Source organism: Chryseobacterium sp. T16E-39, assembly GCF_002216065.1.
In the GTDB taxonomy this organism is placed as follows: domain Bacteria; phylum Bacteroidota; class Bacteroidia; order Flavobacteriales; family Weeksellaceae; genus Chryseobacterium.
On record NZ_CP022282.1, the window covers coordinates 4,794,883 to 4,819,819 of the forward strand.

Annotated in this window: 29 protein-coding genes; 11 read left to right on the forward strand and 18 right to left on the reverse strand. The window is 34.7% G+C overall.

Going from position 1 to position 24,937, the window contains the following annotated elements; all coding sequences use genetic code 11:
* Position 1 precedes the first annotated feature (1 nt).
* The 4 genes from CEY12_RS21760 to def all read left to right on the forward strand — a co-directional run bounded on the left by CEY12_RS21760 (position 2) and on the right by def (position 3,472).
* A complete protein-coding gene (locus tag CEY12_RS21760) occupies positions 2–652 on the forward strand; it encodes a class I SAM-dependent methyltransferase (protein ID WP_089029656.1) in 651 nt (216 codons plus the stop codon).
* 10 nt (positions 653–662) lie between these two features.
* On the forward strand, positions 663–1,691 hold the full coding sequence (locus CEY12_RS21765; protein WP_089029657.1) for a hemin-degrading factor: 1,029 nt from the start codon (positions 663–665) through the stop codon (positions 1,689–1,691).
* A 246-nt stretch (positions 1,692–1,937) separates the two neighbouring features.
* Entirely contained in the window at positions 1,938–2,810 is an 873-nt protein-coding gene (locus tag CEY12_RS21770; protein ID WP_089029970.1) for a ChaN family lipoprotein, read from the forward strand.
* Between the two features lie 32 nt (positions 2,811–2,842).
* Positions 2,843–3,472 (forward strand): peptide deformylase, encoded by a 630-nt coding sequence (gene def, locus CEY12_RS21775; RefSeq protein WP_089029658.1) that lies wholly within the window; start codon positions 2,843–2,845, stop codon positions 3,470–3,472.
* Between the two features lie 13 nt (positions 3,473–3,485).
* Here def and CEY12_RS21780 read toward each other — a convergent pair whose 3' ends face one another.
* The 3 genes from CEY12_RS21780 to CEY12_RS21790 form a co-directional block, all read right to left on the reverse strand.
* On the reverse strand, positions 3,486–4,214 hold the full coding sequence (locus tag CEY12_RS21780; protein ID WP_089029659.1) for a hypothetical protein: 729 nt from the start codon (positions 4,212–4,214) through the stop codon (positions 3,486–3,488).
* A 209-nt stretch (positions 4,215–4,423) separates the two neighbouring features.
* A complete protein-coding gene (locus tag CEY12_RS21785; RefSeq protein WP_089029660.1) occupies positions 4,424–4,858 on the reverse strand; it encodes a MarR family winged helix-turn-helix transcriptional regulator in 435 nt (144 codons plus the stop codon).
* A gap of 33 nt (positions 4,859–4,891) precedes the next feature.
* A complete protein-coding gene (locus CEY12_RS21790) occupies positions 4,892–5,524 on the reverse strand; it encodes an NAD(P)H-dependent oxidoreductase (RefSeq protein ID WP_089029661.1) in 633 nt (210 codons plus the stop codon).
* Positions 5,525–5,732: 208 nt separating this feature from the next.
* Between CEY12_RS21790 and CEY12_RS21795 the strand changes: the two genes are divergently transcribed.
* Both CEY12_RS21795 and CEY12_RS21800 read left to right on the forward strand, forming a co-directional pair.
* On the forward strand, positions 5,733–6,950 hold the full coding sequence (locus CEY12_RS21795) for an MFS transporter (protein WP_089029662.1): 1,218 nt from the start codon (positions 5,733–5,735) through the stop codon (positions 6,948–6,950).
* 96 nt (positions 6,951–7,046) lie between these two features.
* Entirely contained in the window at positions 7,047–7,799 is a 753-nt protein-coding gene (locus tag CEY12_RS21800) for an SDR family oxidoreductase (protein ID WP_089029663.1), read from the forward strand.
* A 3-nt stretch (positions 7,800–7,802) separates the two neighbouring features.
* Here CEY12_RS21800 and CEY12_RS21805 read toward each other — a convergent pair whose 3' ends face one another.
* From CEY12_RS21805 to CEY12_RS21875, 15 genes are all read right to left on the reverse strand, one after another.
* Entirely contained in the window at positions 7,803–8,111 is a 309-nt protein-coding gene (locus tag CEY12_RS21805; RefSeq protein ID WP_157676880.1) for a hypothetical protein, read from the reverse strand.
* A 73-nt stretch (positions 8,112–8,184) separates the two neighbouring features.
* Positions 8,185–9,147, reverse strand: a complete 963-nt coding sequence (locus CEY12_RS21810; protein ID WP_157676881.1) for a protein-glutamine glutaminase — start codon at positions 9,145–9,147, stop codon at positions 8,185–8,187.
* A 287-nt stretch (positions 9,148–9,434) separates the two neighbouring features.
* A complete protein-coding gene (locus tag CEY12_RS21815; protein WP_089029666.1) occupies positions 9,435–10,472 on the reverse strand; it encodes a serine hydrolase domain-containing protein in 1,038 nt (345 codons plus the stop codon).
* Positions 10,473–10,744: 272 nt separating this feature from the next.
* Positions 10,745–11,116: a hypothetical protein gene (locus tag CEY12_RS21820; protein ID WP_089029667.1), complete on the reverse strand. Its 372-nt coding sequence runs from the start codon at positions 11,114–11,116 to the stop codon at positions 10,745–10,747.
* A gap of 18 nt (positions 11,117–11,134) precedes the next feature.
* Complete coding sequence (gene lipB, locus CEY12_RS21825; protein WP_089029668.1) at positions 11,135–11,860, reverse strand: lipoyl(octanoyl) transferase LipB; 726 nt, start codon at positions 11,858–11,860, stop codon at positions 11,135–11,137.
* Positions 11,861–11,939: 79 nt separating this feature from the next.
* A complete protein-coding gene (gene trpA / locus CEY12_RS21830) occupies positions 11,940–12,674 on the reverse strand; it encodes a tryptophan synthase subunit alpha (protein WP_089029669.1) in 735 nt (244 codons plus the stop codon).
* A 134-nt stretch (positions 12,675–12,808) separates the two neighbouring features.
* On the reverse strand, positions 12,809–13,987 hold the full coding sequence (gene trpB / locus CEY12_RS21835) for a tryptophan synthase subunit beta (RefSeq protein ID WP_089029971.1): 1,179 nt from the start codon (positions 13,985–13,987) through the stop codon (positions 12,809–12,811).
* Positions 13,988–13,998: 11 nt separating this feature from the next.
* Complete coding sequence (locus tag CEY12_RS21840; protein WP_089029670.1) at positions 13,999–14,538, reverse strand: GNAT family N-acetyltransferase; 540 nt, start codon at positions 14,536–14,538, stop codon at positions 13,999–14,001.
* A complete protein-coding gene (locus CEY12_RS21845; protein ID WP_089029671.1) occupies positions 14,528–15,043 on the reverse strand; it encodes a hypothetical protein in 516 nt (171 codons plus the stop codon). Before CEY12_RS21845 ends, CEY12_RS21840 begins: the two co-directional genes overlap by 11 nt.
* Entirely contained in the window at positions 15,040–15,693 is a 654-nt protein-coding gene (locus tag CEY12_RS21850; protein WP_089029672.1) for a phosphoribosylanthranilate isomerase, read from the reverse strand. The genes CEY12_RS21845 and CEY12_RS21850 overlap by 4 nt, the downstream gene beginning before the upstream one ends.
* A gap of 1 nt (position 15,694) precedes the next feature.
* Entirely contained in the window at positions 15,695–16,474 is a 780-nt protein-coding gene (gene trpC, locus CEY12_RS21855) for an indole-3-glycerol phosphate synthase TrpC (RefSeq protein WP_089029673.1), read from the reverse strand.
* A 46-nt stretch (positions 16,475–16,520) separates the two neighbouring features.
* Positions 16,521–17,507 (reverse strand): anthranilate phosphoribosyltransferase, encoded by a 987-nt coding sequence (gene trpD, locus CEY12_RS21860; RefSeq protein WP_089029972.1) that lies wholly within the window; start codon positions 17,505–17,507, stop codon positions 16,521–16,523.
* Between the two features lie 38 nt (positions 17,508–17,545).
* Positions 17,546–18,145: an anthranilate synthase component II gene (locus tag CEY12_RS21865; RefSeq protein ID WP_089029674.1), complete on the reverse strand. Its 600-nt coding sequence runs from the start codon at positions 18,143–18,145 to the stop codon at positions 17,546–17,548.
* Between the two features lie 61 nt (positions 18,146–18,206).
* Positions 18,207–19,628 carry an anthranilate synthase component I family protein gene (locus CEY12_RS21870; RefSeq protein WP_089029675.1) on the reverse strand — a complete coding sequence of 474 codons (1,422 nt, stop codon included), beginning with the start codon at positions 19,626–19,628 and terminating at the stop codon, positions 18,207–18,209.
* Positions 19,629–19,894: 266 nt separating this feature from the next.
* Positions 19,895–20,539 carry a hypothetical protein gene (locus CEY12_RS21875; protein ID WP_089029676.1) on the reverse strand — a complete coding sequence of 215 codons (645 nt, stop codon included), beginning with the start codon at positions 20,537–20,539 and terminating at the stop codon, positions 19,895–19,897.
* Positions 20,540–20,678: 139 nt separating this feature from the next.
* On the opposite strand from CEY12_RS21875, the gene CEY12_RS21880 reads away from it, so the two are divergent.
* The 5 genes from CEY12_RS21880 (at position 20,679) to CEY12_RS21900 (ending at position 24,933) form a co-directional block, all read left to right on the forward strand.
* A complete protein-coding gene (locus tag CEY12_RS21880; RefSeq protein ID WP_089029677.1) occupies positions 20,679–20,894 on the forward strand; it encodes a hypothetical protein in 216 nt (71 codons plus the stop codon).
* Positions 20,894–21,268: a c-type cytochrome gene (locus tag CEY12_RS21885; RefSeq protein WP_089029678.1), complete on the forward strand. Its 375-nt coding sequence runs from the start codon at positions 20,894–20,896 to the stop codon at positions 21,266–21,268. The genes CEY12_RS21880 and CEY12_RS21885 overlap by 1 nt, the downstream gene beginning before the upstream one ends.
* A gap of 3 nt (positions 21,269–21,271) precedes the next feature.
* Positions 21,272–22,201: a 23S rRNA (adenine(1618)-N(6))-methyltransferase RlmF gene (gene rlmF / locus CEY12_RS21890; protein WP_089029679.1), complete on the forward strand. Its 930-nt coding sequence runs from the start codon at positions 21,272–21,274 to the stop codon at positions 22,199–22,201.
* A 112-nt stretch (positions 22,202–22,313) separates the two neighbouring features.
* Complete coding sequence (lysS, locus tag CEY12_RS21895; RefSeq protein ID WP_089029680.1) at positions 22,314–24,011, forward strand: lysine--tRNA ligase; 1,698 nt, start codon at positions 22,314–22,316, stop codon at positions 24,009–24,011.
* Positions 24,012–24,111: 100 nt separating this feature from the next.
* Complete coding sequence (locus CEY12_RS21900; protein WP_089029681.1) at positions 24,112–24,933, forward strand: OmpA family protein; 822 nt, start codon at positions 24,112–24,114, stop codon at positions 24,931–24,933.
* Positions 24,934–24,937 lie beyond the last annotated feature (4 nt).

The window sequence follows — 24,937 nt, forward strand, 5'->3', positions numbered from 1 at the left end:
CATGGAAAAAGATGAACTTAAAATTCTGGCTCAAAACTTAGCCAATCCTCAAGGAGAAAAAGGCATTGAGATAGGCGAAATGATGAATGCCACCAATATCAGTATGACATCGGAAAGTATCAAGACACTACTGATAGAAGATGATGAATATATTCTTGAAATAGGACACGGAAATGCAGGTCACCTGAGAAATATTTTTGATAAAGCAAAAAATATCAGGTATACGGGGATTGATATTTCTGAAACCATGCATGAAGAAGCTAAAAGATTAAATAAAGAATTTGCGAACGAAGCTGAATTTGTACTATACGAAGGGAAAAAGCTTCCATTTAAGGATAAGATTTTTGATAAAATATTTACGGTCAATACCGTATACTTCTGGGAAGACCCCGTAACATTTCTTAATGAAATTTATAGGGTTTTAAAAGATGACGGAACCTTCGTACTTACTTTCGGACAGAGAAGATTCATGGAAACTCTGCCGTTTACAGAATATAATTTTACCATGTACAGCAATAGCGAAATGGAAGAATTAGTTTCCCAAAGCCATTTCAAGAGAATGAAGATCTCAGAAAAAGAAGAAGACATACAAAGTAAATCAGGAAACGAAACAATACATAGAATTTATACAGTTTTAACCATAAAAAAATAGAATAAATAAAATGAGCACATTAGTTAACGAATTAAGAGAAAAGTGGGACGCTCTAAAAGCAGAAAATCCACATATAAGAATAAGAAATGCTGCTTTACAGTTGGGTGTAAGCGAAGCTGATTTATTGGTAACTAATATCGGTGAAGGAGTAACGGTTTTAAAGCCGGAGTTTCAGAATGTCCTTACCGAAGTAGAACAATTAGGAAAAGTAATGGCACTTACACGCAACGACGAATGTGTTCATGAGAGAAAAGGGACTTATTTAAATGGTGATTTCAGCAGCCCTCATGCCCAGCTTTTTGTTGGTGAAGACATCGATCTTAGAATTTTCCTTAATTCTTGGAAATTTGCTTTTGCTGTAGTAGAGGGAGATAAGAAAAGTCTTCAGTTCTTTGGAAAAGACGGCTTGGCTCTTCACAAGATCTATTTAACAAAAGACAGCAATGAAAGTGCATTTGAAGCTATTGTTGAAAAATATAAGGCAGAAGATCAAAATGAAGTTTTCACTTTTGAGGCGATCGCACCAAAACCAGCTGAAAAACCAGATTCTGAAATTGATGCTGAAGGGTTCAAAAAAGCTTGGATTGAATTAAAAGATACTCATGAGTTTTTCATGATGACAAGAAAATTCGGGGTAAGCAGAACTCAGGCTTTAAGATTAGCTCCGGAAGGATTTGCTAAAAAAATAGATAATGCAAAAGTGGTAAACATTCTTGAAGATGCTTCTGAAAAGAATGTTCCAATCATGGCTTTCGTAGGAAACAGAGGGATTATCCAGATCCATACCGGAAACGTGAAAAAGACCCTTTGGCACCAGCAGTGGTTTAATGTAATGGATCCTGATTTTAACCTGCATTTAGATGTAACTAAAATTACAGAAGCCTGGATTGTTAAAAAACCAACTGAAGATGGAGAAGTAACAGCTATTGAGGTGTTTAATAGTGAAGGAGATTTCATCGTTCAGTTCTTTGGAAAAAGAAAACCTGGAATTCCTGAATTACAAGAGTGGAAAGACCTTGTAGCAGGACTGGAAAAGTAATAGTTAGATGATTTGATTTAGACCGTTTTGTTTTTTGTAAATCAGAGCGGTCTTTTTTTTAGTTGTTAAATTGCTAAATTGCTAAATTGTAAAATAGTAAAATCGCGAAAGGCGAAATTGCAAAAAGGCTAAAAGCAGATCGACAATTTTGTGATTTTACGATTTTACAAATGAGTGGTTTCACGAATCAGCAATTTAGCGATTTTGCCTTTCGGCCCTTTCGCCTTTAACCAAAAATTAATTAAAATGAAGAATATTTTCATCGCACTTCTACTCATAAGTTTTAGTATCGCTAATGCTCAAAACTTAAAGGCTTATCAGTTCTATGATAAAAAAGGAAATGAAATAGAGACAGACAAGTTAGTAAAAGAACTGGCGGATTATGATGTGGTTTTCTTTGGTGAAAATCACAACAGTTCTATTAATCACTGGCTTCAGTTGAAACTAACAGAAGCTTTATATGAAAAGAAAAACGGACAGATTATCTTGGGTGCTGAAATGTTTGAAAGAGATAATCAATCACAGTTGAACCAGTATTTAAGTGGAAAGTTTGATGCTAAGACCTTGAAAGATTCAGCAAGATTATGGAATAATTATGCAACTGATTACAAACCGTTGGTTGATTTTGCTAAAGATAAAAAACTGAATTTCATCGCAACGAATATTCCAAGACGATATGCTTCACAAACGGCAAAAGAGGGATTGGAATCTTTAAATAAATTAACGGCAAAGGAGAAAACCTATATAGCCCAGCTCCCGATCAAAGTAACTTTGGACACCCCCGGTTATCCTGAAATGAAAAAAATGATGGGTGACCATGCAGAAGGTACCAAAGTAATGAACTTTATCTCAGCGCAGGCTACCAAAGATGCTACCATGGCTGAATCTATTCTGAAAAATATTCAGGCAGGAAAAACCTTCATCCATTATAATGGGAACTATCACAGCAAAGAATTTGGAGGAACCTATTGGTATATCAAACAAAAGAATCCCAAATTAAAAATGGCAGTGATCTCTGTTTTTGAATCTGAAGATCCTGCATTGAAAGTTCCGGAAAAGGAATACATCCCAACAGATTTCAATCTGATTATTCCAGCTGATATGACGAAAACTTTTTAATTTTGATTATTAAAAGCTGTACAATGTAAAAAATGAAAAAACTATCTTTCCTGCTACTTTATTTCGCTGTTTGGACGAATGCTCAAAAAATAACACCAAATGAGCTTGCCATAATCAATCAGGGGGATATCAATGCTGCATTACCCATTTATCAGACGACAGATGCTGTTCAACATAAAACATTGCTTAACCTTTCTACTGAAATTGATCCGGTTGATCCCAATACGGTAACATTGGTTAAAAGAATGAAAGAATCACTTCTGACAACAGATGGAGGAGTAGGAATTGCAGCCCCACAGGTTGGAATTAATCGTAAGATCATATGGGTTCAGCGTTTCGATAAGAAAGATAACCCATTAGAATATTTCATAAATCCTGTGATTGTATGGAGATCGGAATTACAAAATCTCGGACCTGAGGGCGATTTATCAATACCTGAATTCAGAGATCAGTTTTACAGAAGTAAAGTGATACAGCTGGAATATGCGGATCTGAAAGGTCAGAAGTACTCAGAAATTGTAGAAGGTTTTACAGCGGTTATTTTCCAGCATGAGATTGACCATCTTTTTGGAATCTTAATTTCTGATAAAAAAGAGAAGGATAAAAATAATTCTTATTTGAAAGTGGATACTTATAAAAAAGATGATTCAAAAATAAAATAGGAATTACGAGGTTTTAAATGCTTAATATATATGAAAAGCAATCGATTCTATATGTTTTGATTTTAAATTTTAATTCACCCCGTTTTCTAGAATCATTTGTAAATTCATAAACCCTGCCATTTTCAGAATCTAGAAAAAATTGATTATATTGAGGTATTTTCTTTGATTCATCCATTATATGATTGAAAATTTTCTTTGTTCTGATCATACAGGAGTCTGATTCATCAATTTTATATTTGTCAACTCTGTATGTAGAATAAATATAATTTTCAAAAATTTTTGGCTTTAAATAAAGATTAGTTTCCGTGTTTAAAATGTTCCCCATTAACTCTTTTATTATCAACTGAAATTCTTCTGGTCTTAGATTTAATTCTTTAACCAAGGTTTTCATTTGCTTTTCAAAAGTTGTATTTGTTTTCGGGTAAAGTTGAGGTTGAGGTTCGTTTGTGAAATGCCAATAATCAAAATACATATTTGAAAAAAATGGGATTGAATAAAATTTTTGTTTTTTTTCGAAAACTAAGATTTCATCATAATCTTCTTTTTCAGGATTTTTATAAAGTGTTATAGATAAGGAATCTAGATCTAACTTTCTTACTTTTTCTAGTTTTTTATCAATCATTGGGAATTTTTTCAGTACCGATTGTGTACTTTCTTCAGAAGAATTAAAACCTAGATTATTTTCTTTTCTGCAGGAAATTAGTGTAAATAATAAAATTAGAATTGAGGTAATTCGTTTCATAATAGTTTAAGGGAAAAGTAATTTGTATTTTTAATTTGAATGAAGGATATGTTTTAAGAAATATTTTTAATATAGCTAAAGTATTAAAAAAAGCAATTGGTATATTGATTGAGAAAAATAAGTAGATTAAAGTGGATGCTTTTCAAAAAGTAAAATAAAAAATGGCTGCCTTACAATGGCTGCCATTTTTTATGATGTACCTGTTGATACTATTTTTCGATCTTGCTTAAAATCTTATTGATTGAATCTTTCAGCTGTAATAGATCTTCAGGCTGAACATTTATTTTTTTCATGATCTTATCGGGAACACCGCACGCATTTTCTTTCAGTATGTTTCCTTTTTCCGTTAGAAAAACCTGTACCACTCTTTCATCCTCTTTTTTTCGGTTTCTTGAAATGAAGCCTTTATTCTCCAGCCTCTTCAGTAAAGGAGTTAATGTGCCACTATCAAGAAGAAGTTTTTCTCCGATATGAGTAACGGGAAGACCATCCTGTTCCCAAAGAACCATCATTACCAAATACTGTGGGTAAGTAATATCAAGTTCATCCAAAAAAGGGCGGTAAAGTCCTGTAATCTCTTTTGCTATCGCGTAAAGAGGAAAGCAAATCTGATTTTCTAATTTTAAAGATTCTGAATTTTCCATGATAATTAAAACGGGAAAGTTCGGGATTTTTATTTATTTTTTAATGATAAATTCTTCCATAGGAATACGTACCTTCTTCATCGAAGATAACCAGTCCTTTGCTTCATCCCGGTATCCGAGATATAAAAGACTGACACTCTTTAATCCTAATTCTTTTAACCCAAGAATTTCATCCACTACTTCATTACTGAATCCTTCTGCAGGAGTGCTGTCAATTTTTAACTCTGCAGCCTGCGCTAAAGCAAGTCCTAAAGAAATATAAGTCTGGCGTGCAGTATGTTGAAAATGCTCCTCAGGAGTTTGAGCATTATACATAGTTTTTAATTGATCGGTATAGCTATTAAAACGTCCTCTTGGCAATTCTCTTACATCAGTATGAAGATCATAAACCTGATCTATTTTTTCAGTGGAGTAGCTATCCCAGGCAGCAAATACCAGGACATGAGAAGAATCTCTCATTACTTCAGGATTTAAAGCGCCCTGAACCATTTTCTCTTTCAATTCCTGATCTTCTACAACAATAATACGAAAAGGCTGTAAGCCTGATGAGGTAGGAGCAAGTCTAGCTGCTTCTAAAATTGTATTTAAATCTTTTTCAGATACTTTTTTTGATGGGTCATATGCTTTTACCGCATGTCTCCAGTTTAAATTTTCTATTAATGACATTGTTCTACTTTTTTAATGAAATAATTTTGTAAGATTAATTTTTCATCTTTTATCTTGACAAAGGTAGTGTAAATTAAATTGCGTACAATATTATTTTAAAAGATTATATTTTACAATATGATAGAGAGTGTCTATAGACAATAAAACAACAAAATAGTTGTTTTATTGTTGTTTTACTTTACCTTTGCCTTTAATCTAAAAGAATAACATGATAGATCATCACTGGAAAAGGAAATTTGCTTTTTTATGGACCGGACAATTTTTTTCGCTGATAAGCAGTTCAGCTGTAGGTTTTGCAATTATTATATGGTTAAGTTTGAAGACAGGATCTGCAGAAGTATTAGCCTATGCAGCCATTGCAGGGTTGCTTCCTCAGGCTTTGATTGGTCCATTTGCAGGAGTTTATGTGGATCGTTGGGACCGGAAGAAAACAATGATTTTTGCTGATGGATTTGTTGCTTTATGTACATTGGTGATGTCTATAAGTTTCTATTCAGGGTATGAAAATCTGCAGCTGGTTTATATAATACTTGGATTACGCTCTGTAGGTTCAGCATTTCATATGCCGGCAATGCAGGCAACCATACCGCTTTTAGCTCCAAAGTCTGAATTGCTGCGTATTGCAGGAATCAATCAGATTATAAAATCTGTGTCCAATATTGCCGGTCCGGCTCTTGGGGCCCTAGCTATCGGATTATTGTCTATTGGAAATGTATTGCTTCTGGATATTGGTGGAGCTGTTTTGGCTATTTCCTCTCTGCTTTTCATTTCAATACCTTCTCCCCAAAAAGAGAGTGACAAACAATCAAATGTACTCCGTGTATGGAAAGACATGGAAAGTGGGCTTAAAGAAGTGATCAGAAATAAGGGATTAACTTTTCTCTTTCTATATTCGATTATTGCTGGGTTTTGTATTATGCCCATTTCTGTTCTGTTTCCTCTGATGACCATTGAACATTTTCATGGCGGAAAATTTGAGATGAGTATTGTTGAAACGGTCTGGGGAGTAGGAGCACTGATAGGAGGTGGGATATTGGGAATATGGAAGTTTTCCATCCATAAAGTAGTCATTGTAAATCTGTCTCATATCCTGATTGGAATTGCTTTTCTTTGGTCAGGCTTGTTATCGCCGGGAAGTTTCGTATTTTTTGTTTTGCTGACCGGTCTTGGAGGTGTTGCTGCTTCTTTTTACAGTGCCGGATTTACGGCTATTGTACAGGAAGAAGTACAGCCAGGTCATTTGGGCCGTGTGTTTTCAATGTATTTCAGTATTGAAGTTTTACCAACGGTCATAGGTCTTGTATGTACAGGGTTTGTTGCCGACTCGATAGGTGTCAACAGTACTTTCGTTATATTAGGATCTGTTATTTTCGTAGTAGGTATAGTTTCGTTTATGACTCCGTCTTTGATGAGGCTAAAGAAATGAGTCAATTTATTTAAAATAATCTCAACTCCGCAAGTTTCGGATTTCCTTAAACAATGGATATTCCAATCTTTGTCTTAGAATTTTAAACAAAATAGTATGCAAAGATTTAAAGACAAATTTGCCTTAATAACAGGCGGAACAAACGGAATGGGATATGCAGTTGCCCGGCAATTTATTGACGAAGGTGGAAATGCGATCATAACGGGAAGAAGTGAAGAAACAGTTCGAAAAGGTGTAAAGCAGTTAGGAGATAAAGCCTTTGGAATTGTATCCAATGCAGGTAATATGAAAGACCTGATGAGCTTGCAGGATGAGGTAAGAAAATACACAGAAAGAATAGATCTTGTGTTTGCCAATGCCGGTTATGGAAAGTTTAAGCCGATTGAAAATGTTGATGGCGAGGATTTCGATGAACTTTTCAACATATTGGTAAAAGGACCCTTTTTTACCGTTCAACAGGTTTTGCCATTGATGAAAAGGGGAAGTTCAGTTATTTTTAATACTTCTGTGGCCACTGAGATCTCAATGTTTAATTTCTCAATTTATTCTGCTGCAAAATCTGCTGTACAGTCTTTTATTAAAACTTTTGCAACCGAATTAGTAGAAAAAGGAATCCGGGTGAATGGAGTGAGCCCGGGACATATAAAAACCAATATTTTTAATAATACGGGATTAAATGAAGAACAAATTGAAGAGGCTGTTCAACATATTATTCCAACAATTCCTTTTAAACGACAGGGAGATCCTTCGGAAATAGCCAACACCGTACTCTTTCTTGCTTCAGAGGGAGCTTCTTACATTCATGGAGCAGAAATAAAAGTAGATGCAGGAATTTCTGTAATAAGATAGGGCTTATTTAATTTCATCCACCTGTCTAATTATATTGGTCTTATTCTCAATACCAATATTAAATGTTTTACCCTGTTTTAAACTCAGATTTAATTTCGCAAGAATAGATTCGTAGGAAGGATCTTTTTTTGAGATATAAAAAACCTGTGCACTGATTCCAATGGAAACACGAAGAAAAGTTTCCGGATGATCAGGGTCTTCGGTAATTTGACTGATGGTGGCATTTTTGTACCAGGTTAAGTTCTGCGAACCTGAACTACCAGAGCAAGATGTTATCATAAATAGGAATAATATAAATGTCCATGCTTTCATAAAAAAGAGATTAAATAACAGCACCTATTCATTCTTCTATGAACTGATAGGTGCTGTAAAATTATTAAATTGACTAGAATCCACAAGCTGACACATCCGGAGCCGGTGAAGGAGAGCAGCCGGAAAGTGATGAAAACTTAGTCAGTACACAGTTCGTATTGATTAAATTGTTATCATACAGGTAAGAATTGCTAGGACTTCTGTAGTATACATTTCCAGCAGTGTTGGTATAAGAAGAAACTGATGCTGAACCACAAGATGTGTTAACACATGCATTTCTCCATGCCGTGTCCGTTACAGGACCGCTTGAAAATAATGAGGGGTCGATAATTCTTTTTTCAGTCACCCCTGAAGCATTTTTATAGCTTACTAAAATAGCTACGTGATAATTCCACCCTACACAGCAGGTACCGGTAGATGCTTTTAGGTTTCCATATACAAACTGTTTTTCGCAGTCGTAACCATTATTGATTAAAATTTGTCTCATTTTATGAGCTCTTGCATAGCATCCATCTACCGGATATCTGAATGTGATACAAGGTGAAGAAGCAGTAGAAGTACCACAAGACTGATTTTTGATCTGGTTAAATAAAGAGTTTAATGTAGCTACATCTGGAATAACGCTGGCCAGCTTGTTAGTTGTAACCCTTTCTTCTTTTGTTAAGATCGATTTGAAATATCTTACATCTTCCTGACCCACTGATTCTACTTTCCCTATTTCATTGGTATTCCCTTTCAGGAAAACTTGTATCGGTGATTCAGTTTTTACCGCTTGTCTGATCATACCGATGTACTGTTCATTTTCTTTTGTAGGCTTAATCTCGTAGAATTGTGCACTTAGAATAAATGATACTTTCAGGATTCCGTTTTCCTCTTCTATCCCTACCGGAACAGTTTTTCCGAAATCTTTCAAAGAAGCATTGTTTAAGGTCGTTTTTTCTTTTCCGTTTACGTCCTGGGCATCTTTAGAATCCGAGCACGAATTAAATGTTAAGATGGTCACGAAGGCCATCATTGATAAAAACAAGTTTTTCATAGTAATTGTAATTTGTGGTTGAACAAAAAGTTTTTTTAATTTGACTATTTTTTTGTGAATTACTTCACTTTTTGGTGAAAATAAAATTAACAAAAAATTGAATATAAACAAGTTATTTTTGAAAAAAAACAAATTATCTGAAACAATTGTATTGTTTTTTTATCAAAAAAATGCTGTTTCGTTAAGTGATAATAGTGAATTTGTCTTTTTTATATCTCAATAAAAAAGTGATAGGTTTAGGAAATCAGAATCTTCAATTGTACAATATATAGGGTATGATCTGTTTATTATTTCTTAATCAGATTACTTTGTAATATGATATCTCTGATTGATTTTTCAAAATAGTAGTACAGATCGCTGCTTTCGCTCATTTGATTTTCCATGATAACGATGCTGATATCCGAAGAGGGAATATAAACATTTAATGATGCAAAACCATCTCCTAAACCGGTATGCCCAAAATAATTGATTTCATGATCCTTTACAATGCGGATTGCATATCCATAACCCATTTTTCCTTTTCCGAATACATCATGTTCTGACATGACCGATGGAGTGGTCATTAATGCATAGGTTTTAGGACTTAAGATTTTGCCCTTATGAAGCAGGCTGTTCCAAACAGCTAAATCTTTTGTGGTAGTAATTACTCCGTCTGCCGGCATATTTTCATCGTTGATAAATGAATTTTCAACTACCGTCAATCCTTTATCATTACTGATATGTCCTGAAACAAGACGTTTTATATTTGCTTTGTTATAGCAAAAAGTATCTTTCATTTGGAGTTCCCGAAAGAGCGCATTGGCCAATTCAGAATACGTTTTGTGGCTTGTATTTTCAATGATTTTACCTAGAAGGATATTCGAGAGGTTACCATATTTGAAATCGCTGCCAGGTTTAAAAGCTAATGGTTTGTCAAGATCTACAATTCCGTGGGTATGATTCAATAATTGATGGACCGTAACCGAATCTGCCCATGGCTGGGTTAAAGAAGGAAGATATTTTTTTATGGGAGACTGTAAATCAACTTTTCCTTTTTCCACTTCTTTCAACAACAGAACTGCAGTGACTTGTTTGGTATTGGACATGATTTCAAACTGGTCATCCAGCTTCAAAGGAGTTCCCTTTTTAATGTTAGTTACGCCATGTGCTCTGGAATATTTGATTTTCCCGTTTTGTGTCACTAAAATAACACCATTGAATTTTTTGGGACTCTTGATCTCAATTAAACTGTCAATCTTTTTTGTGTAATCGTCTTTTTGTGCGTAGATATAAGAAGGCGAAAAGAATACTAGAAAGTAAAAAAAGAATTGAGCAGCTGGTTTCATTAAGTTTTCGGATTTAAGATTAAAGTTTATTTAAAATAGGTTACCAAAGAAAGGTACCAATATTCAAAAATAAATTTTAAAATTAAAATGACACATAAAATTTTCAAAATTTTATTGAAGTGTGAAAAAAGCTGATGGATTTAAGTTGGTGGATTTAATTAATGTGTTACAGTTTCAACTACACCTTGTCATTCCGCAGGAATCTCAGCTTGTCTTAGATATAAAAGTCTAGATTCCTACAGAATGACAAAACGAACGCAATTAATCATTCTTTAAGGATCAAACCTTTTCCTGTATCTTTCAAATAAATTATTTTCAATTATTTCTCCATTTCTGAAAATATACTCGATAGAATCATCTTTGTTTTTTGAAATGGAATCACCAATTTTATAAGAAAATTCTAGAGGTTCTCTTTTTCCGTTGGAGTATTTTACATATGGAAAGTTATGTTGTTCTTTGTTATTATAAATATCAATGACTTTTACGTGATTTTCCCAATACAAAATCTGTCTTTTTGTATCTTTTTCTCCATAAAAATATTCATAAATAGCAATGAAACTAATAATAACTGCAAAGAAAACAGCAAAGGAAATTTTAATTTTCCTCTCGATTCCAGCCTCTAATTCGATGTGATTGTTTTCCACGTATGTAGAAAGAGATTATTAATTTTTAAGCTCAGCTCCAAAAACATCAGCAAAATGCTTCGTGATCTTAGATTTTATATCTTCCATTTCTTGTGCAGAAAGTTCTCTTTCCAATTCTCTTTTTAAAGAAGTGACCTGTTTGTCTTTAATACCACAAGGAATGATATATTCAAAATAACGCATGTCGGTATTGACATTCAGAGCAAAACCATGTAAAGTCACCCAACGGGAAGCTTTTACCCCCATGGCACAGATCTTCCTTGCATAAGGTTTTCCAGGATCCAGCCAAACGCCTGTTTCTCCCTGAGAACGCTCTCCCTTAAGTCCATATTCGGCGATGGTTCTGATAATCACTTCTTCCAGATTTCTCATGTACAAATGAATATCTGTGAAGAAGTTTTCAAGATCTAAAATAGGATACCCCACAACCTGACCAAAACCATGATAAGTAATATCTCCACCACGATTGACTTTCACAAAAGTAGCGTCAATCTCTTTTAATTTATCGATGCCCGCAAGCATGTTTTCTTCATGTCCACTTTTTCCTAAAGTATAAACGTGAGGATGTTCAACTAAAAGTAAATGATTGGGAGTGATCATATGCTGTTCAGCAGGTAAATCACGATTTTTTATTTTGGTATCAATGATATCTTTCATCAGTTTTTCCTGGTAATCCCATGAGGACTGATAATCTTTAATACCTAAATCTTCGAATTCTACTACTTTATTTTGATTTGTATTCATGTGTGGATGTCGATTTCTTTTTAATGATTATAGGGAATCATAATTCCAACCATTTTTTGACATACAAATTTAGTGATTTTTAATTCTTTATTGAATTTATAAAATCTATGGCATCGATCTTCCAATCTTTACTTTGCAGTAAAACATTAACGAATGCTGTTCCTATAATTCCACCATCTGCTTTTTCGGTTACGTTTTCAAAATCTTCTTTGGATTTGATTCCAAAACCAATCATTACCGGATTTTTTAATGAAAGAGATGCTATCCTTGAAAGGTAGTCTTCATTTTTTAATACAGCATTTTTATTTCCTGTTGTGGATGAGGAACTTACAGCATAGAGAAAGCCTGAACTTAAAGAATCCAGATATAAGATCCTTTCATCTGAAGTTTCGGGAGTAATCAAAAATGTGAAATTGAGATTATATTTCTTCAAGATCTGTTGATAGTTCTTTTCAAATTCAATAGGAGGGAGATCTGGTATAATTAATCCTGAAACGCCGCTTTCTGAACATTCTTTACAGAAATTTTCAAAACCAAAGCTTAAGACCGGATTAATATAGCCCATTAAGATGATCGGAATTTTAATTTCGTCTTTAATAGATTTTAATTGTGACAAAAGCTTTTCGATGGTCATTCCGTTTTGTAATGCCAGTTCATGCGCTTTCTGGATAACAGGCCCATCAGCAACGGGATCCGAATAGGGCATTCCGATTTCCATCATATCAGCTCCGGAATTCTGTATCAGTTGTATAATATCGGCAGTATCTTCCAACTGTGGAATACCTGCGGTGAAGTATATGTTGAGTTTTTTCATAGGGGGTTAGAGTTGTATTAGTGTATTCACGTAAAATGTATTCTTGATTGTTGATGTTGTATCTGATAAATAGGTTTATTACTTCCTTACAACTACCAAAATCATTTTACATAAATACTTTTACATTTTACAAATTAAAGATTAGCTAAATACGTTTCCATATCCTTGTCACCACGTCCGCTCAGACAGATTACAACAATATCGTTTTCATTAAATTTCTTTTTATCTAAAACAGCGAGAGCGTGAGAGCTTTCCAGTGCTGGGATAATTCCTTCCAGTTTTGTAAGTTCAAAAGCTGATCGTAAAGCTTCATCATCATTAATACTGAAAAATTCCGCGCGTTTTTCTTTAAATAAATGGGCATGAAAAGGTCCTATTCCGGGATAATCCAAACCTGCAGAAATAGAGTGGGGCTCTATCACCTGACCATCATTGGTCTGCATGACAAGGCTTTTGCTGCCATGTAAAACACCCAAAGTTCCAAGGAAAGTAGTCGCTGCTGATTTTCCTGATTCGATTCCAAAGCCTCCTGCTTCTGCGGCGATAATTTTTACATCTTTTTCCTCTACAAAGTGATAGAAAGTTCCTGCCGCATTACTGCCACCACCGACACAGGCAATCACATAATCCGGATTTTCTCTTCCGGCCTGCTCATAAAGCTGTTCCTTAATTTCCTTTGATATAATACTTTGAAATCTTGCGACTAAATCGGGAAAAGGATGGGGACCAACCACACTTCCTATTACATAATGGGTGGTTACAGGATTGTTGATCCAGTCTCTTAAAGCTTCATTCACTGCATCTTTCAGTGTTTTGGATCCGGAAGTTGCAGGAACGACTTCGGCTCCCAGCATTTTCATTCTTGCAACGTTAGGGGCCTGTCTCTGGATATCGACTTCGCCCATATAAACAATACATTCCAAACCAAGCAAAGCGCAGGCTGTAGCGGTAGCAACTCCATGCTGTCCGGCTCCTGTTTCAGCAATGATCCTTGTTTTTCCCAAACGTTTTGCCAATAAAACCTGTCCCAGAGCATTATTGATTTTATGAGCTCCGGTATGATTAAGGTCTTCTCTTTTTAAATAAATATGGGTTTGATATTTATTACTTAAATTTTTGGCAAAATAAAGCGGAGTAGCTCTTCCCACATAATTTTTTAACAAATCCTGATATTCCGTCTGGAATTCTTCGGACTCAATAATTTCAAGATAGTTCTTTTGAAGTTCTGCTACATTGGGATATAGCATTTCCGGGATGAAAGCACCGCCGAATTCGCCGTAGTATCCGTTTTGATCAGGATTTTTATAATTCATTTTCATTGTTGTTATGGTATTAAATAAGCAGGATTTTGTGAATCAAGCTTCTTGAAAAGGGTTTTGTTTTCTTCAGACAGGTGAATGATAAGGATGTCATCATCTTCAGAAGCTATCCAATGATTTCCTTCTCTTTCCAGGATATTCTTGGCTTGATCATATAATATTTCAATATGGCATTTCTCATAGAACGGACGTAAATCTGAAAAGCAAAAACCTATGATCTGCAATTTTCTTTCAGTACTGTTTTCCAATGAAAACTGCAGTAATTGGGTTCCATATCCTTTCCCTTTTTCATCGGAAGCGAAGCCACCCATTTCGACAAAAGGATATAAGTTTCCAGATATTTCTAAAGTAAAATCGAAATTCAGACGCAGTACTGAAGCAATTTTTCCATCGATATCCAGGAGTAAATGAAATTCAGAGTCTTTGAATAAGTTCTTAAAAGCATCTGGAGTCATTCCGGCCCATGCATCATTTTCCCAAAGCCTTATAATTATTTCTATTTCCTGATCGGTAAGTTCTTCAGGTTTTTTAATGCTACAAACCATGGTTTAAGTTATTAATGTATGACATGTTTTGATCAAATTGCTGTCGGGTTATCTGTTTATTTTGATAGAGAAATTTTATTTTGCTTGCAATGCTGATTAAAGTTTCCATATCCAGTTTTGAATGATACATTTTGAAGATCAATTCCAGATTATCCAGTAAATAATAGGAATCCAGTTTTTCATAAGATAAAAAGATCTTAAAGTATATTTTCCCCAGATCGTAATTGACATTCTCTTTGACCTTTTTTTCCATCAGTTTGTCTGCAATGATAACCAAATGATAGCCGTCCCATAAATGAATTGTTTGGAAAAAATATTGAATATCATCTTCGTTGAAATCCTCAATGATCCTTATGAATTGAGATAATAAGCCACCCATTTCCCAGAAATCTGTGGTGCTGTCATTTTCGGATATAAATTCGTACAGTTTTTTTACCTTCTCATTTTCAAAACGGGGTGGAAATAATGTCCGGTAAAACTGTTTTTTTAGTGATTTTATATTCATAACGCTAAGGTTAATAGGTTCAACTTAAATGCGCTTATTTTGTTCAGATCCTTAATTCCTGGTTGAATTTCAAATTTTGAATTGATATCCAGGGCGAAAGGCTTTTGATGCAAAACTTCTATACCTTTTGTATTTTCTTCAGAAATACCTCCACTTAATAAATAAGGGATTTCTATCTTCAAATCATTTAATAATGACCAGTCAAATTTTTTTCCCGTTCCTCCAAAAGATTGACTGTCTGTGTCAAACAGTAAATAATCAACAAGAGGTTGTAGGTGTTCAATTTTAAATTTCAGATCTTCAATTGTCTCACCAATTCGAAAAACCTTGATGATTTTGACCTTAGGATCCATTTCCCTTTTTAATGCTGAAATGTAGTCCTCATTTTCATCACCATGAATCTGAATAAAATCAAGATCAGCGCTCTTAGTGATATTTAAAATATCTTCAATACTCTCATTGACGAAAACACCCACTTTTCTAGGATGATTAATTTTCGAAATATCCTCTAAACTTAAACGATTAAGTGCATATCTAGGCGATTTTTTATAGAATATAAATCCAAGGAAATCAATATTCAAAGAAATTAATTCCTGAATTTGATTCAATTGGGTAAGACCACATACTTTTAATTGCAACTGTTGGTTCATTCTATTGTTTTATACGGTCTGTGAATATTTCAAACGCCTGGGCCGGATTTTCATTCTTCATAAAATATTCCCCCATTAAAAATCCATCAAATCCTTTTTCTTTCAGATAAGTAAAATCCTCAATAGTATAAATTCCACTTTCAGCAATTGATAAAGCTTGGGTGGGTAACTGGTTTTTTAATCTGACAGAATGCTGAAGATCTACTTTAAAATCTTTTAAATTCCTGTTATTAATTCCGACCAGATCAATAGCAGAATGATAATGCTCCAATTCTTCTTCAGTGTGAATCTCAAGTAAAACTTCCAGACCGAGCTCATGTGATAAATGGGTAAATTCCGCAACTTGTGAAGGGGAGAGACAGGCTGCAATCAACAGGATAACATCAGCTCCCATATTTTTCGCTTCATAAAACTGATATTCATCGATCATGAAATCCTTTCTTAGAATAGGAATCGTAATCTGATCCCTCACACCAAGGATGTCTTTAAAACTTCCTCCAAAAAAATCGGCATCCGTTAAAATAGAAATTCCACTCGCTCCGAAATTTTCATAAGCTGAAACCACTTCTATAGGAGAAACGCTGTTATTAATCACTCCCTTGGAAGGAGACTGTCTTTTGAATTCAGCTATGATCCCACTTTTTTCCTTGATAGAAGCCTTTAAAGAATTGGTTTTTCTTCCAAAAAAAGCAGAATCTTTTAGTTCTTCTATAGAAATGTTTGCTTTTGAAAAATGAACTTCTTCTTTTTTTCTCGATATAATTTTATCTAATATGGTCATTTGTTGTGTGTTTTTTATTTCTTTCCCGTATGATATTTTATAAGAATTATTCCAATAATAATTCCAGGCTTCTTAAAGCTTTTCCACTTTGCAGACTTTCCTGCGCTAATAGAAGACAATCATCATAGGTGCCAAATTTTTCGGTATGATAAAGTGCTACTGAAGCATTTGCTAAAACAACTGCATTTTGAGATTCTGTACCTTTTCCTTCTAAAATATTCCTGAAAATAGCAGCAGCTTCCTGAATCGTTTTACCTGCCTGTATGCTTTCCGGGTTTACCGGATCAAATCCTAAATCTTCAGAGGAGTAGATACGCTCTCCCTTTTTTGTAATAATCTTGCTGTCATGGGTTAAACTGATCTCATCATATCCATCTAAGCCATGAACCAGAATAAATTCCTGCTGTTCTTTTTGTAAAAGATACTGGTAAATTCTCGCGATTTCCAGATTGTATACCCCAATTACAGAAAATTTTGGCTTCGCAGGATTCACCAATGGTCCCAGTAAATTGAAAAAGGTTCTAAGGCCTAAAGACTTTCGCAATGCTCCGACAGACTGAAGGGCAGGATGGAAGTATGGGGCATGCAAGAAGCAGATATTGGCTTTTTCCAGATCCCTGTTCAATTTATCTGAATCATTATTCATCTGATAGCCGAGCTCTTCTAAAACATTAGAAGAACCGGTGACCGCAGAAGCTCCATAATTTCCATGTTTTGTTACTTTCTGTCCTGCTCCTGCAATTACAAAACTTGCTAAAGTTGATATGTTGATTGTATTTTTCCCATCACCTCCGGTTCCCACAATATCCAAAGCATCACTGGCATCTATATGTACAGGTACTGCCATTTGCAATAGAGCTTCTCTGAAACCTTCCAGTTCTTTCAGTGTAATATTACGCATCAGAAAAACACTGATGAAAGCAGTGACTTCTGTAGAGTTAAATTTATTTTGAGCTATTTCAATCATGATCGCCTTAGCCTCTGATTTTGATAAGGTATGATGATTGAATAAATATTGCAGAATTTCTTTCATTTGAGGTGTTTTTATGGTTGAGGGAGTTTCTAGTGTTTTCAATGTAAAAGGAAGTTTTTAATGATTATTTCTCCATCAGGAGTTAAAATACTTTCAGGATGAAATTGAACACCATGCACATCATAAGTTTTATGTTGCAGCGCCATAATCATTCCATCTTTATCGACCGCAGTCACTTCCAGCTCTTCTGGAAATTGATCCGGATCTACAGCCCAACTGTGGTATCTTCCTACCTCAAGACCTGACGATAGATTTTGAAAAAGTTTTGTTTTTCCTTTTACCAGTTCAGTAGTGGTTGCCACCCCATGAAAAATTTCTGACAGATTGATTAATCTTCCGCCAAAAGCTTCTGCAATAGCCTGCTGTCCCAGACAAACTCCAAGAATACTTTTGGTAGGCGCATATTTTTTAATCAGATCCAGTAAGATGCCAGACTCTTCAGGAATTCCGGGACCGGGAGACAAAATGATTTTATCATATTTGTTAACTTCTTCCAGACTGATTTCATCATTGCGGTAGACATCTACTTTTTGATTCAGTATTCTTTCAATTATCTGTACAAGATTATAAGTAAAGCTATCGTAATTATCAAAAACTAAAACTTTAGATGTGGACTGTTCTTCTTTATTTTTATTCATTTTTTGTTCTTTTAGTGATTCATATCCTGATATGTTACTTTGTAAAATAGATCAGTGATCATTAATAATTGAGTTTATCTGCCTTTTCTACTGCCTTTTTTAATGCATTAAGCTTATTGTTCACCTCCTGCAGCTCACTTTCCGGGTTGGATTTAGCCACTAAACCTGCACCTGCCTGATAGAAAAGGGTATTGTTTTTACTTAAGAATGTCCTGATCATAATCGCCTGATTACAGCTGCCATTTAATCCTACCATACCGATACAGCCCCCATAATACCCCCGGGAATCTTTTTCATATTGATTAATCAGTTGAAGTGCTTTATGTTTTGGTGCGCCACTTAAGGTTCCCTGAGGAAAAGTAGAGGCTACGACTTCAAATGGATTGGTATTTTCCGGTAAATCCGATGTCACTTCACTCACCATGTGGATAACGTGAGAAAAGAGCTGGATCTCCTTCAGTTTTGTTACGGTAATATTTTTCCCCATTTTTCCAAGATCATTTCTTGCCAGATCTACAAGCATTGTATGTTCTGCATTTTCTTTAGGATCATTTTTGAGCTCTTCGATTGATTGAAGATCTATATCAAAGTCACCGGTTCTCTTGAATGTTCCGGCAATTGGGTGAATGATCGCTTTTTGATCTTTAATGATCAGCTGGCTTTCAGGGCTTGAACCGAATAATTTATAGTCTCCGTAATCGAAAAAGAATAAATAAGGTGAAGGATTGATGTTTCTTAAAGCACGATATACATTGAATTCATCTCCTAAAAATTTCTGTTCAAATCTTCTGCTCAATACCAATTGGAAAACGTCTCCACGCATGCAATGTCTCTGAGCTGTTTTTACCAATTCCAGATATTCTTCATCGGTAATATTTGAAGTTTCTTCACCTGTTTTCTCGAAAGGGTAAACAACGGAGCTTTTGTTTTTGATTAAATTCTCTAATGTATACAGTTCAGATTTTATCCCTTCAATTTGATTTTCAATAAAATGCATCTCATCATTATAGTGATTGATCGCAATTACATATTGGTACAGCCTGTATCTTACCAGAGGAATTTCAACTTCTTCACTTTGTGCTTTAAAATTAATATTGTCAAAAAACTGAACGGCTTCAAAACTGGTATATCCAAAAAGATTCTGTGCTGTTTCCTCAATAGGATCTTTGGCTTTTTCACAATCAAATACTGAAGAAAATTCATGAAGGATATCAGCCACTTTATGATTGATAATAAACTGTTTTACAGGTTCTGAGTTTGGAAATTTAATTTCAAATTCATTAAGATTCTTTACCTCAATTCCCGCTATTGCATTCACTGCGATGAAAGAGAAATTATTATCTATATTTTTAGAATCAGAACTTTCCAAGAGGATCGTATCCCTGAATTTATCACGAATCTGAAGATAGATGTTCATCGGAGTCTGGAGATCTCCCAACGTTTTCTTGGATACGGTTTTTACTTTTATTTTTTTATTAAACATTTGATGTTTTTTATTTTATTTGAGATTTAATCATAAAAAAAGACTTCAACGGAATCCGTCAAAGTCTTTATATTTTGTTTTTATCTTATTCTGTTGTAAGAGTAGCTTAGCATTTAGCAACATGATAATAACTTCAGACCCGACGAAGAGTTTGAATGCCACCACCAAAAATTATTGCTCGTATTAAACATGGGACAAATGTAGATAATAATTTTAATACAAAAAACAAAAAGAACCGAAAATAAAAAAACTTAAGATAAAATTAACTATTCCGCTTGTTTTAATGCAGTCTTTAATTCTTCAATTTTTATTTTGTAATTCTCATCATCATATACTTGTACATAATCCTCTAAGGCTGAGATGTATTCTTCTATAAACTCTTTATTTCTGGGATCAGCTTCATATTTGATCTTTGCACTGTTTATGGGAGCTTGCATTTCATATTGGCGCAACCTTTTACCTTCTTCAGACTTGTTGTAGAGGATTACTATATTCTTTTCGTATCCGGGAATGTATTTTACGGGAAAGGGCTGATTCACCTGAGGGATCCGTATCGCATTTTCAATTGGATATATTGAAGCGGAGGTGGTCGAAAAGTTGGTTGAAGTGTATTTTCCATTCTGGTTCTTTACAATAGCTTCATAATCATGGATATACTGTTCATTTAAAGTGGAGTTTGTTTCAGTATCCGAAGTGATAATGGCAGTACTTTCGATGCCGTATTTATTTAAAAACCATGCGTTTAAAAATTGTCCGGCAACTCCGTTAGCAATTCCTAAAGGAAGGATAGGAAGCAGCATCCACCATTTTTTTGTAAGAAATGACAGAAGACAGAAAATAACAAACAAAAGAACCACAGTATAAAAACCGTGATGGCTTGTGAAAAATAAGATTTTAGAAATGAGAATCATAGTTTAAAATTAAAATTTTTATTTAAATGAGCCTCCATTTAGTGATTATATTCCATATAAATTATTATTAAAAGGGATATTTATCATCACTTTAAAAATTTATTTTTTATACTTTTGCTTAAATTTTATAGAAAAAATAATGAAAAAAGTATTAGCACTTGCATTTATTGGAGGTTTATTCGTAGTAAACTGCTCTAAAAAACCGGATCATTCTTTACAAGACAGCAACACCATGCTGGAAGAGCCGGAAGCTCCTGTTGTTGTAGATTCTACAAAAGCTAAACCTGCTGCCGCTGCACCTGTTGCTGCAACACCAGCACCAGCAGCTAAAACAGATTCTACGGCAAAGAAATAATGAAGAAATTATTTTTGACAGGATGCGTAGGATTTTTGATCCTTTCCTGTTCCAAAAAAGAAAATACACCGGTTGATACTGCTTCTTCGGAAACAGCTGTTGTTTCCGAGCCTGTAAAAACTAATCTTTCAGGAAGTCAGATGATTGAAACATTAGATTGTACAGGATGTCATACGGTTAATGAAAGAATGATAGGACCTTCTTATCAGGAAATAGCCAATAAATATTCTGAAAAGGATGTTGAAGTATTGGCTTCCAAGATTATTGAAGGCGGAAGCGGGGTTTGGGGAAGCGTACCTATGCAGCCTCACCCTCAGGTATCTAAAGAAGATGCCAAAAAAATGGTAGAATATATCTTAAGTCAGAAGAAATAAAATATGTCTGCTGAAAAATCCAGTCTGCACACAAGAAATCCTCATCGTAGTCCTTATGATTTTGATCAGCTCATTTCTTGTGTGCCAGAACTGAAACATTATGTTTTTGTAAATGCCTACGGAACACCAACCATTAATTTCAGTCTTCCAAAAGCAGTGAAACTGCTTAATAAAGCCCTTTTATTACACTTTTATAATGTTCATAGCTGGGATATTCCAGAATCCAATTTATGTCCGCCGATTCCTGGAAGAGCGGATTATATCCATTATCTTGCCGATCTACTGACAACGCAATCAGGTGGGATTCCAACAGGAGCTTCCATTGTTGGGTTGGATATAGGAGTGGGGGCTAATCTTGTTTATCCTTTAATTGCCCATAACTCTTATGGATGGACCATGTTAGGAACTGATATCAATAAAGATTCACTGAAAAATGCCCAACAGATCTTAGACCATAATCCGGATCTTTTGCCAGCTATTCAGCTGAAGCATCAACCTGATTCCAATCATATATTTAAAAATATCATCGGTGTTGAAGACCGGTTCATGTTTTCGATGTGCAATCCTCCTTTTCATGATTCTGAAGAATCTGCGATAAAGGGAAATGTCAGAAAAACTAAGAATCTCAACAAATCAAAAGTTAAAAAGCCCCTGTTTAATTTTAGTGGGCAACAGTCTGAACTGTGGTGTGAAGGCGGGGAACTTGCTTTTATTACAAAAATGATCAACGAAAGTACATCTTATGCTTCTCAGGTCTTATGGTTTACGTGTTTGGTTTCTAAAAAAGATAATTTACATTCCCTTACGAATCTCTTAAAAAAAGTAAAAGCCGTAGATTTTAAAACTATTGAGATGGCTCAGGGCCAGAAAATAAGCAGAATCCTTGCGTGGACATTCACTCCTCAGAAGGATCAAAAAGATCAGTTCTCATAATCTCATTTTCCCTTTAACTGCATTTTTACGGAAATAAATTATATTTCTGGGAAAAGTCATTGACAGTCAACTCAAAAATGCCTAAATTTGTAGGCTTTTAGAAAAATAAGAAATGCAATTATCAGAACAAGAAATCATTAGAAGAGAAAAGCTTAACAAGCTTGTTGAAATGGGGATCAACGCATTCCCGGCAGATGAATACAAAATTACAGATACAACAGAATCTATAAAACAGGATTTTTCTGAGAGTAAACAGGTGAAGATTGCTGGAAGATTGATGTCCCGAAGAATTCAAGGGAAGGCTTCTTTTGCTGAATTGCAGGATTCTACCGGTAAAATTCAGGTGTATTTCAACAGAGACGAAATCTGTACCGGAGAAGATAAAACGTTATATAACGAAGTATATAAGCACCTTTTAGATATCGGGGATATCATCGGTATTGAAGGTGAGCTATTCACTACGCAGGTAGGAGAAAAGACGGTATTGGTGAAAAATTTCACACTCCTTACCAAATCTTTACGTCCGCTTCCACAAGCTAAGACCGATGAGAATGGGGTAATACACGATGCATTTAATGATCCTGAATTAAGATACAGACAACGTTATGTTGATTTAACGGTAAATCCACATATTAAAGAGATTTTTGTAAAAAGAACAAAACTGTTCAATGCCATGAGAACTTTCTTTAATGACGCAGGATATTTTGAAGTGGAGACTCCGATTCTTCAGTCGATTCCTGGTGGGGCTGCGGCAAAGCCGTTTATTACGCATCATAATGCTTTAGATATTCCATTATACCTAAGAATTGCTAATGAGCTTTATCTTAAAAGATTGATTGTTGGTGGATTTGATGGAGTGTACGAATTTTCCAAAAACTTCAGAAATGAAGGAATGGACAGAACGCACAATCCTGAATTTACAGCAATGGAGATTTATGTTGCTTATAAGGATTACAACTGGATGATGGATTTCACTGAGAAATTATTGGAATTCTGTGCAAGCCAGGTTAATGGAGGTGCAGTGTCTACTTTTGGTGAGCATACAATTAACTGGAAAGCACCTTACCCAAGAGTTTCTATGACAGAGGCTATCCTAAAATATACAGGTTTTGATATCACAGGTAAAACTGAGCAGGAATTGTTCGTTTTTGCTAAATCTATCGGAATCGATGTTAATGAAACAATGGGGAAAGGAAAATTAATTGATGAAATCTTCGGTGAAAAATGTGAAGGAAACTTTATCCAGCCGACTTTCATTACCGATTATCCAATTGAAATGTCTCCATTGACCAAAAAACATAGAAGCAAAGAAGGCTTGACAGAGCGTTTTGAACTAATGGTTTGTGGAAAAGAGATTGCTAATGCTTATTCAGAGTTAAATGATCCTATTGATCAGAGAGAACGTTTTGAAGCACAGATGACCCTTTCTGAAAGAGGGGATGATGAAGCGATGTTTATCGATCAGGATTTCTTAAGAGCTTTAGAATATGGAATGCCGCCAACATCAGGATTAGGAATCGGTATGGACAGATTGATCATGTTCTTAACAGATAATGCATCGATCCAGGAAGTATTGTTCTTCCCTCAGATGAGACCTGAAAAAACGGTTCCACAGATTGAGTTAGGAGAAGATGAAAAAGTGATTCTTGAAATCTTAAACTCTCAGGAAGAAGCATTCTCACTAGCTGAAGTAAAAGAAAGAAGTCAGTTATCCGGTAAAAAATGGGATAAGGCTTCTAAGACCTTAACTAAGAATAATTTAGTCAAAGTAGAAAAAATTGATGAGCAGGTTTTAATGAAACTTGCTTAGAAATTCTCAAACAATAAATTAAATCCTGAAATGTTTTTCAGGATTTTTTTTTGATAAACTATACTTTGGTATTTTTCGTTATTTAGAAAACTCAGTTTTGATGAAATTCTTTATTTTGTTTTTTGTGCTTTTCTTTGGGATCATTCATGCACAAATGATCCAATCTATCTATTTTGAGCATGATTCATATAAATTAAATCGGGAATCTGAAAAGAAACTGGATAGTCTGGCTCAATTAAAAGGTAATTTGAAATTCAGGATTTTTGGAAATTGTGATTCCATAGGAAATGGAAATTATAATAAAATATTGTCTGAAAATCGTGCCAATACAGTTAGTAAATATTTACAGACAAGAATTAAAAGCAATATTACTTTAGAAAACGTTATAGGTCTCGGTGAAGAAAAGCAGATCAATGATAACAGCTCAGAAGAATTACGGAGGAAAAACAGGAGGGTAGATATTTTTATTGATAGGGTATTGATGACGGGAGAAAAAATTTCAGGGGAAACCCGTTTGAGCTTTGTAGATATGAATGTTTTGGATATGAAGATTCAAAATACCTATTCTCTTCCTAACGTTAATTTTATTGGCGGCCGTCACGTCTGGCTTCCTACAGGTAATGAAACAATTGTTAAATTACTTAAAATACTCAGAGATCATCCAACCTTGGAGGTTGAGTTACAAGGGCATATTTGCTGCGACTACGATAATTTTGATGGTAAAGATCTTGATTTGAATACTTTTAATCTTTCCTACACCAGGGCTAATGCAATAAAAGAATTTCTTCAGATGCAGGGGATAGATTCCAGCCGGATAAGGGTGAGTGGCCAGGGACATCTTGATCCGGTCGCTTATCCAGAAGAAACGGAAGCAGACCGGACCAGCAACAGAAGGGTTGAAATCGTTTTACTGAAAAAATAAGCTC

What these genes read in the sequence shown, in the direction of transcription:
- CEY12_RS21795 (WP_089029662.1), top strand. Translation starts at nt 5,733, where the DNA reads ATGATAGATCATCACTGGAAAAGGAAATTTGCTTTTTTATGGACCGGA.
- CEY12_RS21885 (WP_089029678.1), top strand. Translation starts at nt 20,894, where the DNA reads ATGAAGAAATTATTTTTGACAGGATGCGTAGGATTTTTGATCCTTTCC.
- CEY12_RS21815 (WP_089029666.1), bottom strand. Translation starts at nt 10,472, where the DNA reads ATGAAACCAGCTGCTCAATTCTTTTTTTACTTTCTAGTATTCTTTTCG.
- CEY12_RS21840 (WP_089029670.1), bottom strand. Translation starts at nt 14,538, where the DNA reads ATGGTTTGTAGCATTAAAAAACCTGAAGAACTTACCGATCAGGAAATA.
- CEY12_RS21765 (WP_089029657.1), top strand. Translation starts at nt 663, where the DNA reads ATGAGCACATTAGTTAACGAATTAAGAGAAAAGTGGGACGCTCTAAAA.
- CEY12_RS21810 (WP_157676881.1), bottom strand. Translation starts at nt 9,147, where the DNA reads ATGAAAAACTTGTTTTTATCAATGATGGCCTTCGTGACCATCTTAACA.
- CEY12_RS21770 (WP_089029970.1), top strand. Translation starts at nt 1,938, where the DNA reads ATGAAGAATATTTTCATCGCACTTCTACTCATAAGTTTTAGTATCGCT.
- CEY12_RS21805 (WP_157676880.1), bottom strand. Translation starts at nt 8,111, where the DNA reads ATGAAAGCATGGACATTTATATTATTCCTATTTATGATAACATCTTGC.
- trpA (WP_089029669.1), bottom strand. Translation starts at nt 12,674, where the DNA reads ATGAAAAAACTCAACATATACTTCACCGCAGGTATTCCACAGTTGGAA.
- CEY12_RS21880 (WP_089029677.1), top strand. Translation starts at nt 20,679, where the DNA reads ATGAAAAAAGTATTAGCACTTGCATTTATTGGAGGTTTATTCGTAGTA.
- trpC (WP_089029673.1), bottom strand. Translation starts at nt 16,474, where the DNA reads ATGACCATATTAGATAAAATTATATCGAGAAAAAAAGAAGAAGTTCAT.
- CEY12_RS21790 (WP_089029661.1), bottom strand. Translation starts at nt 5,524, where the DNA reads ATGTCATTAATAGAAAATTTAAACTGGAGACATGCGGTAAAAGCATAT.
- CEY12_RS21870 (WP_089029675.1), bottom strand. Translation starts at nt 19,628, where the DNA reads ATGTTTAATAAAAAAATAAAAGTAAAAACCGTATCCAAGAAAACGTTG.
- lysS (WP_089029680.1), top strand. Translation starts at nt 22,314, where the DNA reads ATGCAATTATCAGAACAAGAAATCATTAGAAGAGAAAAGCTTAACAAG.
- CEY12_RS21865 (WP_089029674.1), bottom strand. Translation starts at nt 18,145, where the DNA reads ATGAATAAAAATAAAGAAGAACAGTCCACATCTAAAGTTTTAGTTTTT.
- CEY12_RS21760 (WP_089029656.1), top strand. Translation starts at nt 2, where the DNA reads ATGGAAAAAGATGAACTTAAAATTCTGGCTCAAAACTTAGCCAATCCT.
- CEY12_RS21850 (WP_089029672.1), bottom strand. Translation starts at nt 15,693, where the DNA reads ATGAACCAACAGTTGCAATTAAAAGTATGTGGTCTTACCCAATTGAAT.
- lipB (WP_089029668.1), bottom strand. Translation starts at nt 11,860, where the DNA reads ATGAATACAAATCAAAATAAAGTAGTAGAATTCGAAGATTTAGGTATT.
- trpD (WP_089029972.1), bottom strand. Translation starts at nt 17,507, where the DNA reads ATGAAAGAAATTCTGCAATATTTATTCAATCATCATACCTTATCAAAA.
- def (WP_089029658.1), top strand. Translation starts at nt 2,843, where the DNA reads ATGAAAAAACTATCTTTCCTGCTACTTTATTTCGCTGTTTGGACGAAT.
- CEY12_RS21800 (WP_089029663.1), top strand. Translation starts at nt 7,047, where the DNA reads ATGCAAAGATTTAAAGACAAATTTGCCTTAATAACAGGCGGAACAAAC.
- CEY12_RS21845 (WP_089029671.1), bottom strand. Translation starts at nt 15,043, where the DNA reads ATGAATATAAAATCACTAAAAAAACAGTTTTACCGGACATTATTTCCA.
- rlmF (WP_089029679.1), top strand. Translation starts at nt 21,272, where the DNA reads ATGTCTGCTGAAAAATCCAGTCTGCACACAAGAAATCCTCATCGTAGT.
- CEY12_RS21875 (WP_089029676.1), bottom strand. Translation starts at nt 20,539, where the DNA reads ATGATTCTCATTTCTAAAATCTTATTTTTCACAAGCCATCACGGTTTT.
- CEY12_RS21900 (WP_089029681.1), top strand. Translation starts at nt 24,112, where the DNA reads ATGAAATTCTTTATTTTGTTTTTTGTGCTTTTCTTTGGGATCATTCAT.
- CEY12_RS21780 (WP_089029659.1), bottom strand. Translation starts at nt 4,214, where the DNA reads ATGAAACGAATTACCTCAATTCTAATTTTATTATTTACACTAATTTCC.
- trpB (WP_089029971.1), bottom strand. Translation starts at nt 13,987, where the DNA reads ATGAATTATAAAAATCCTGATCAAAACGGATACTACGGCGAATTCGGC.
- CEY12_RS21785 (WP_089029660.1), bottom strand. Translation starts at nt 4,858, where the DNA reads ATGGAAAATTCAGAATCTTTAAAATTAGAAAATCAGATTTGCTTTCCT.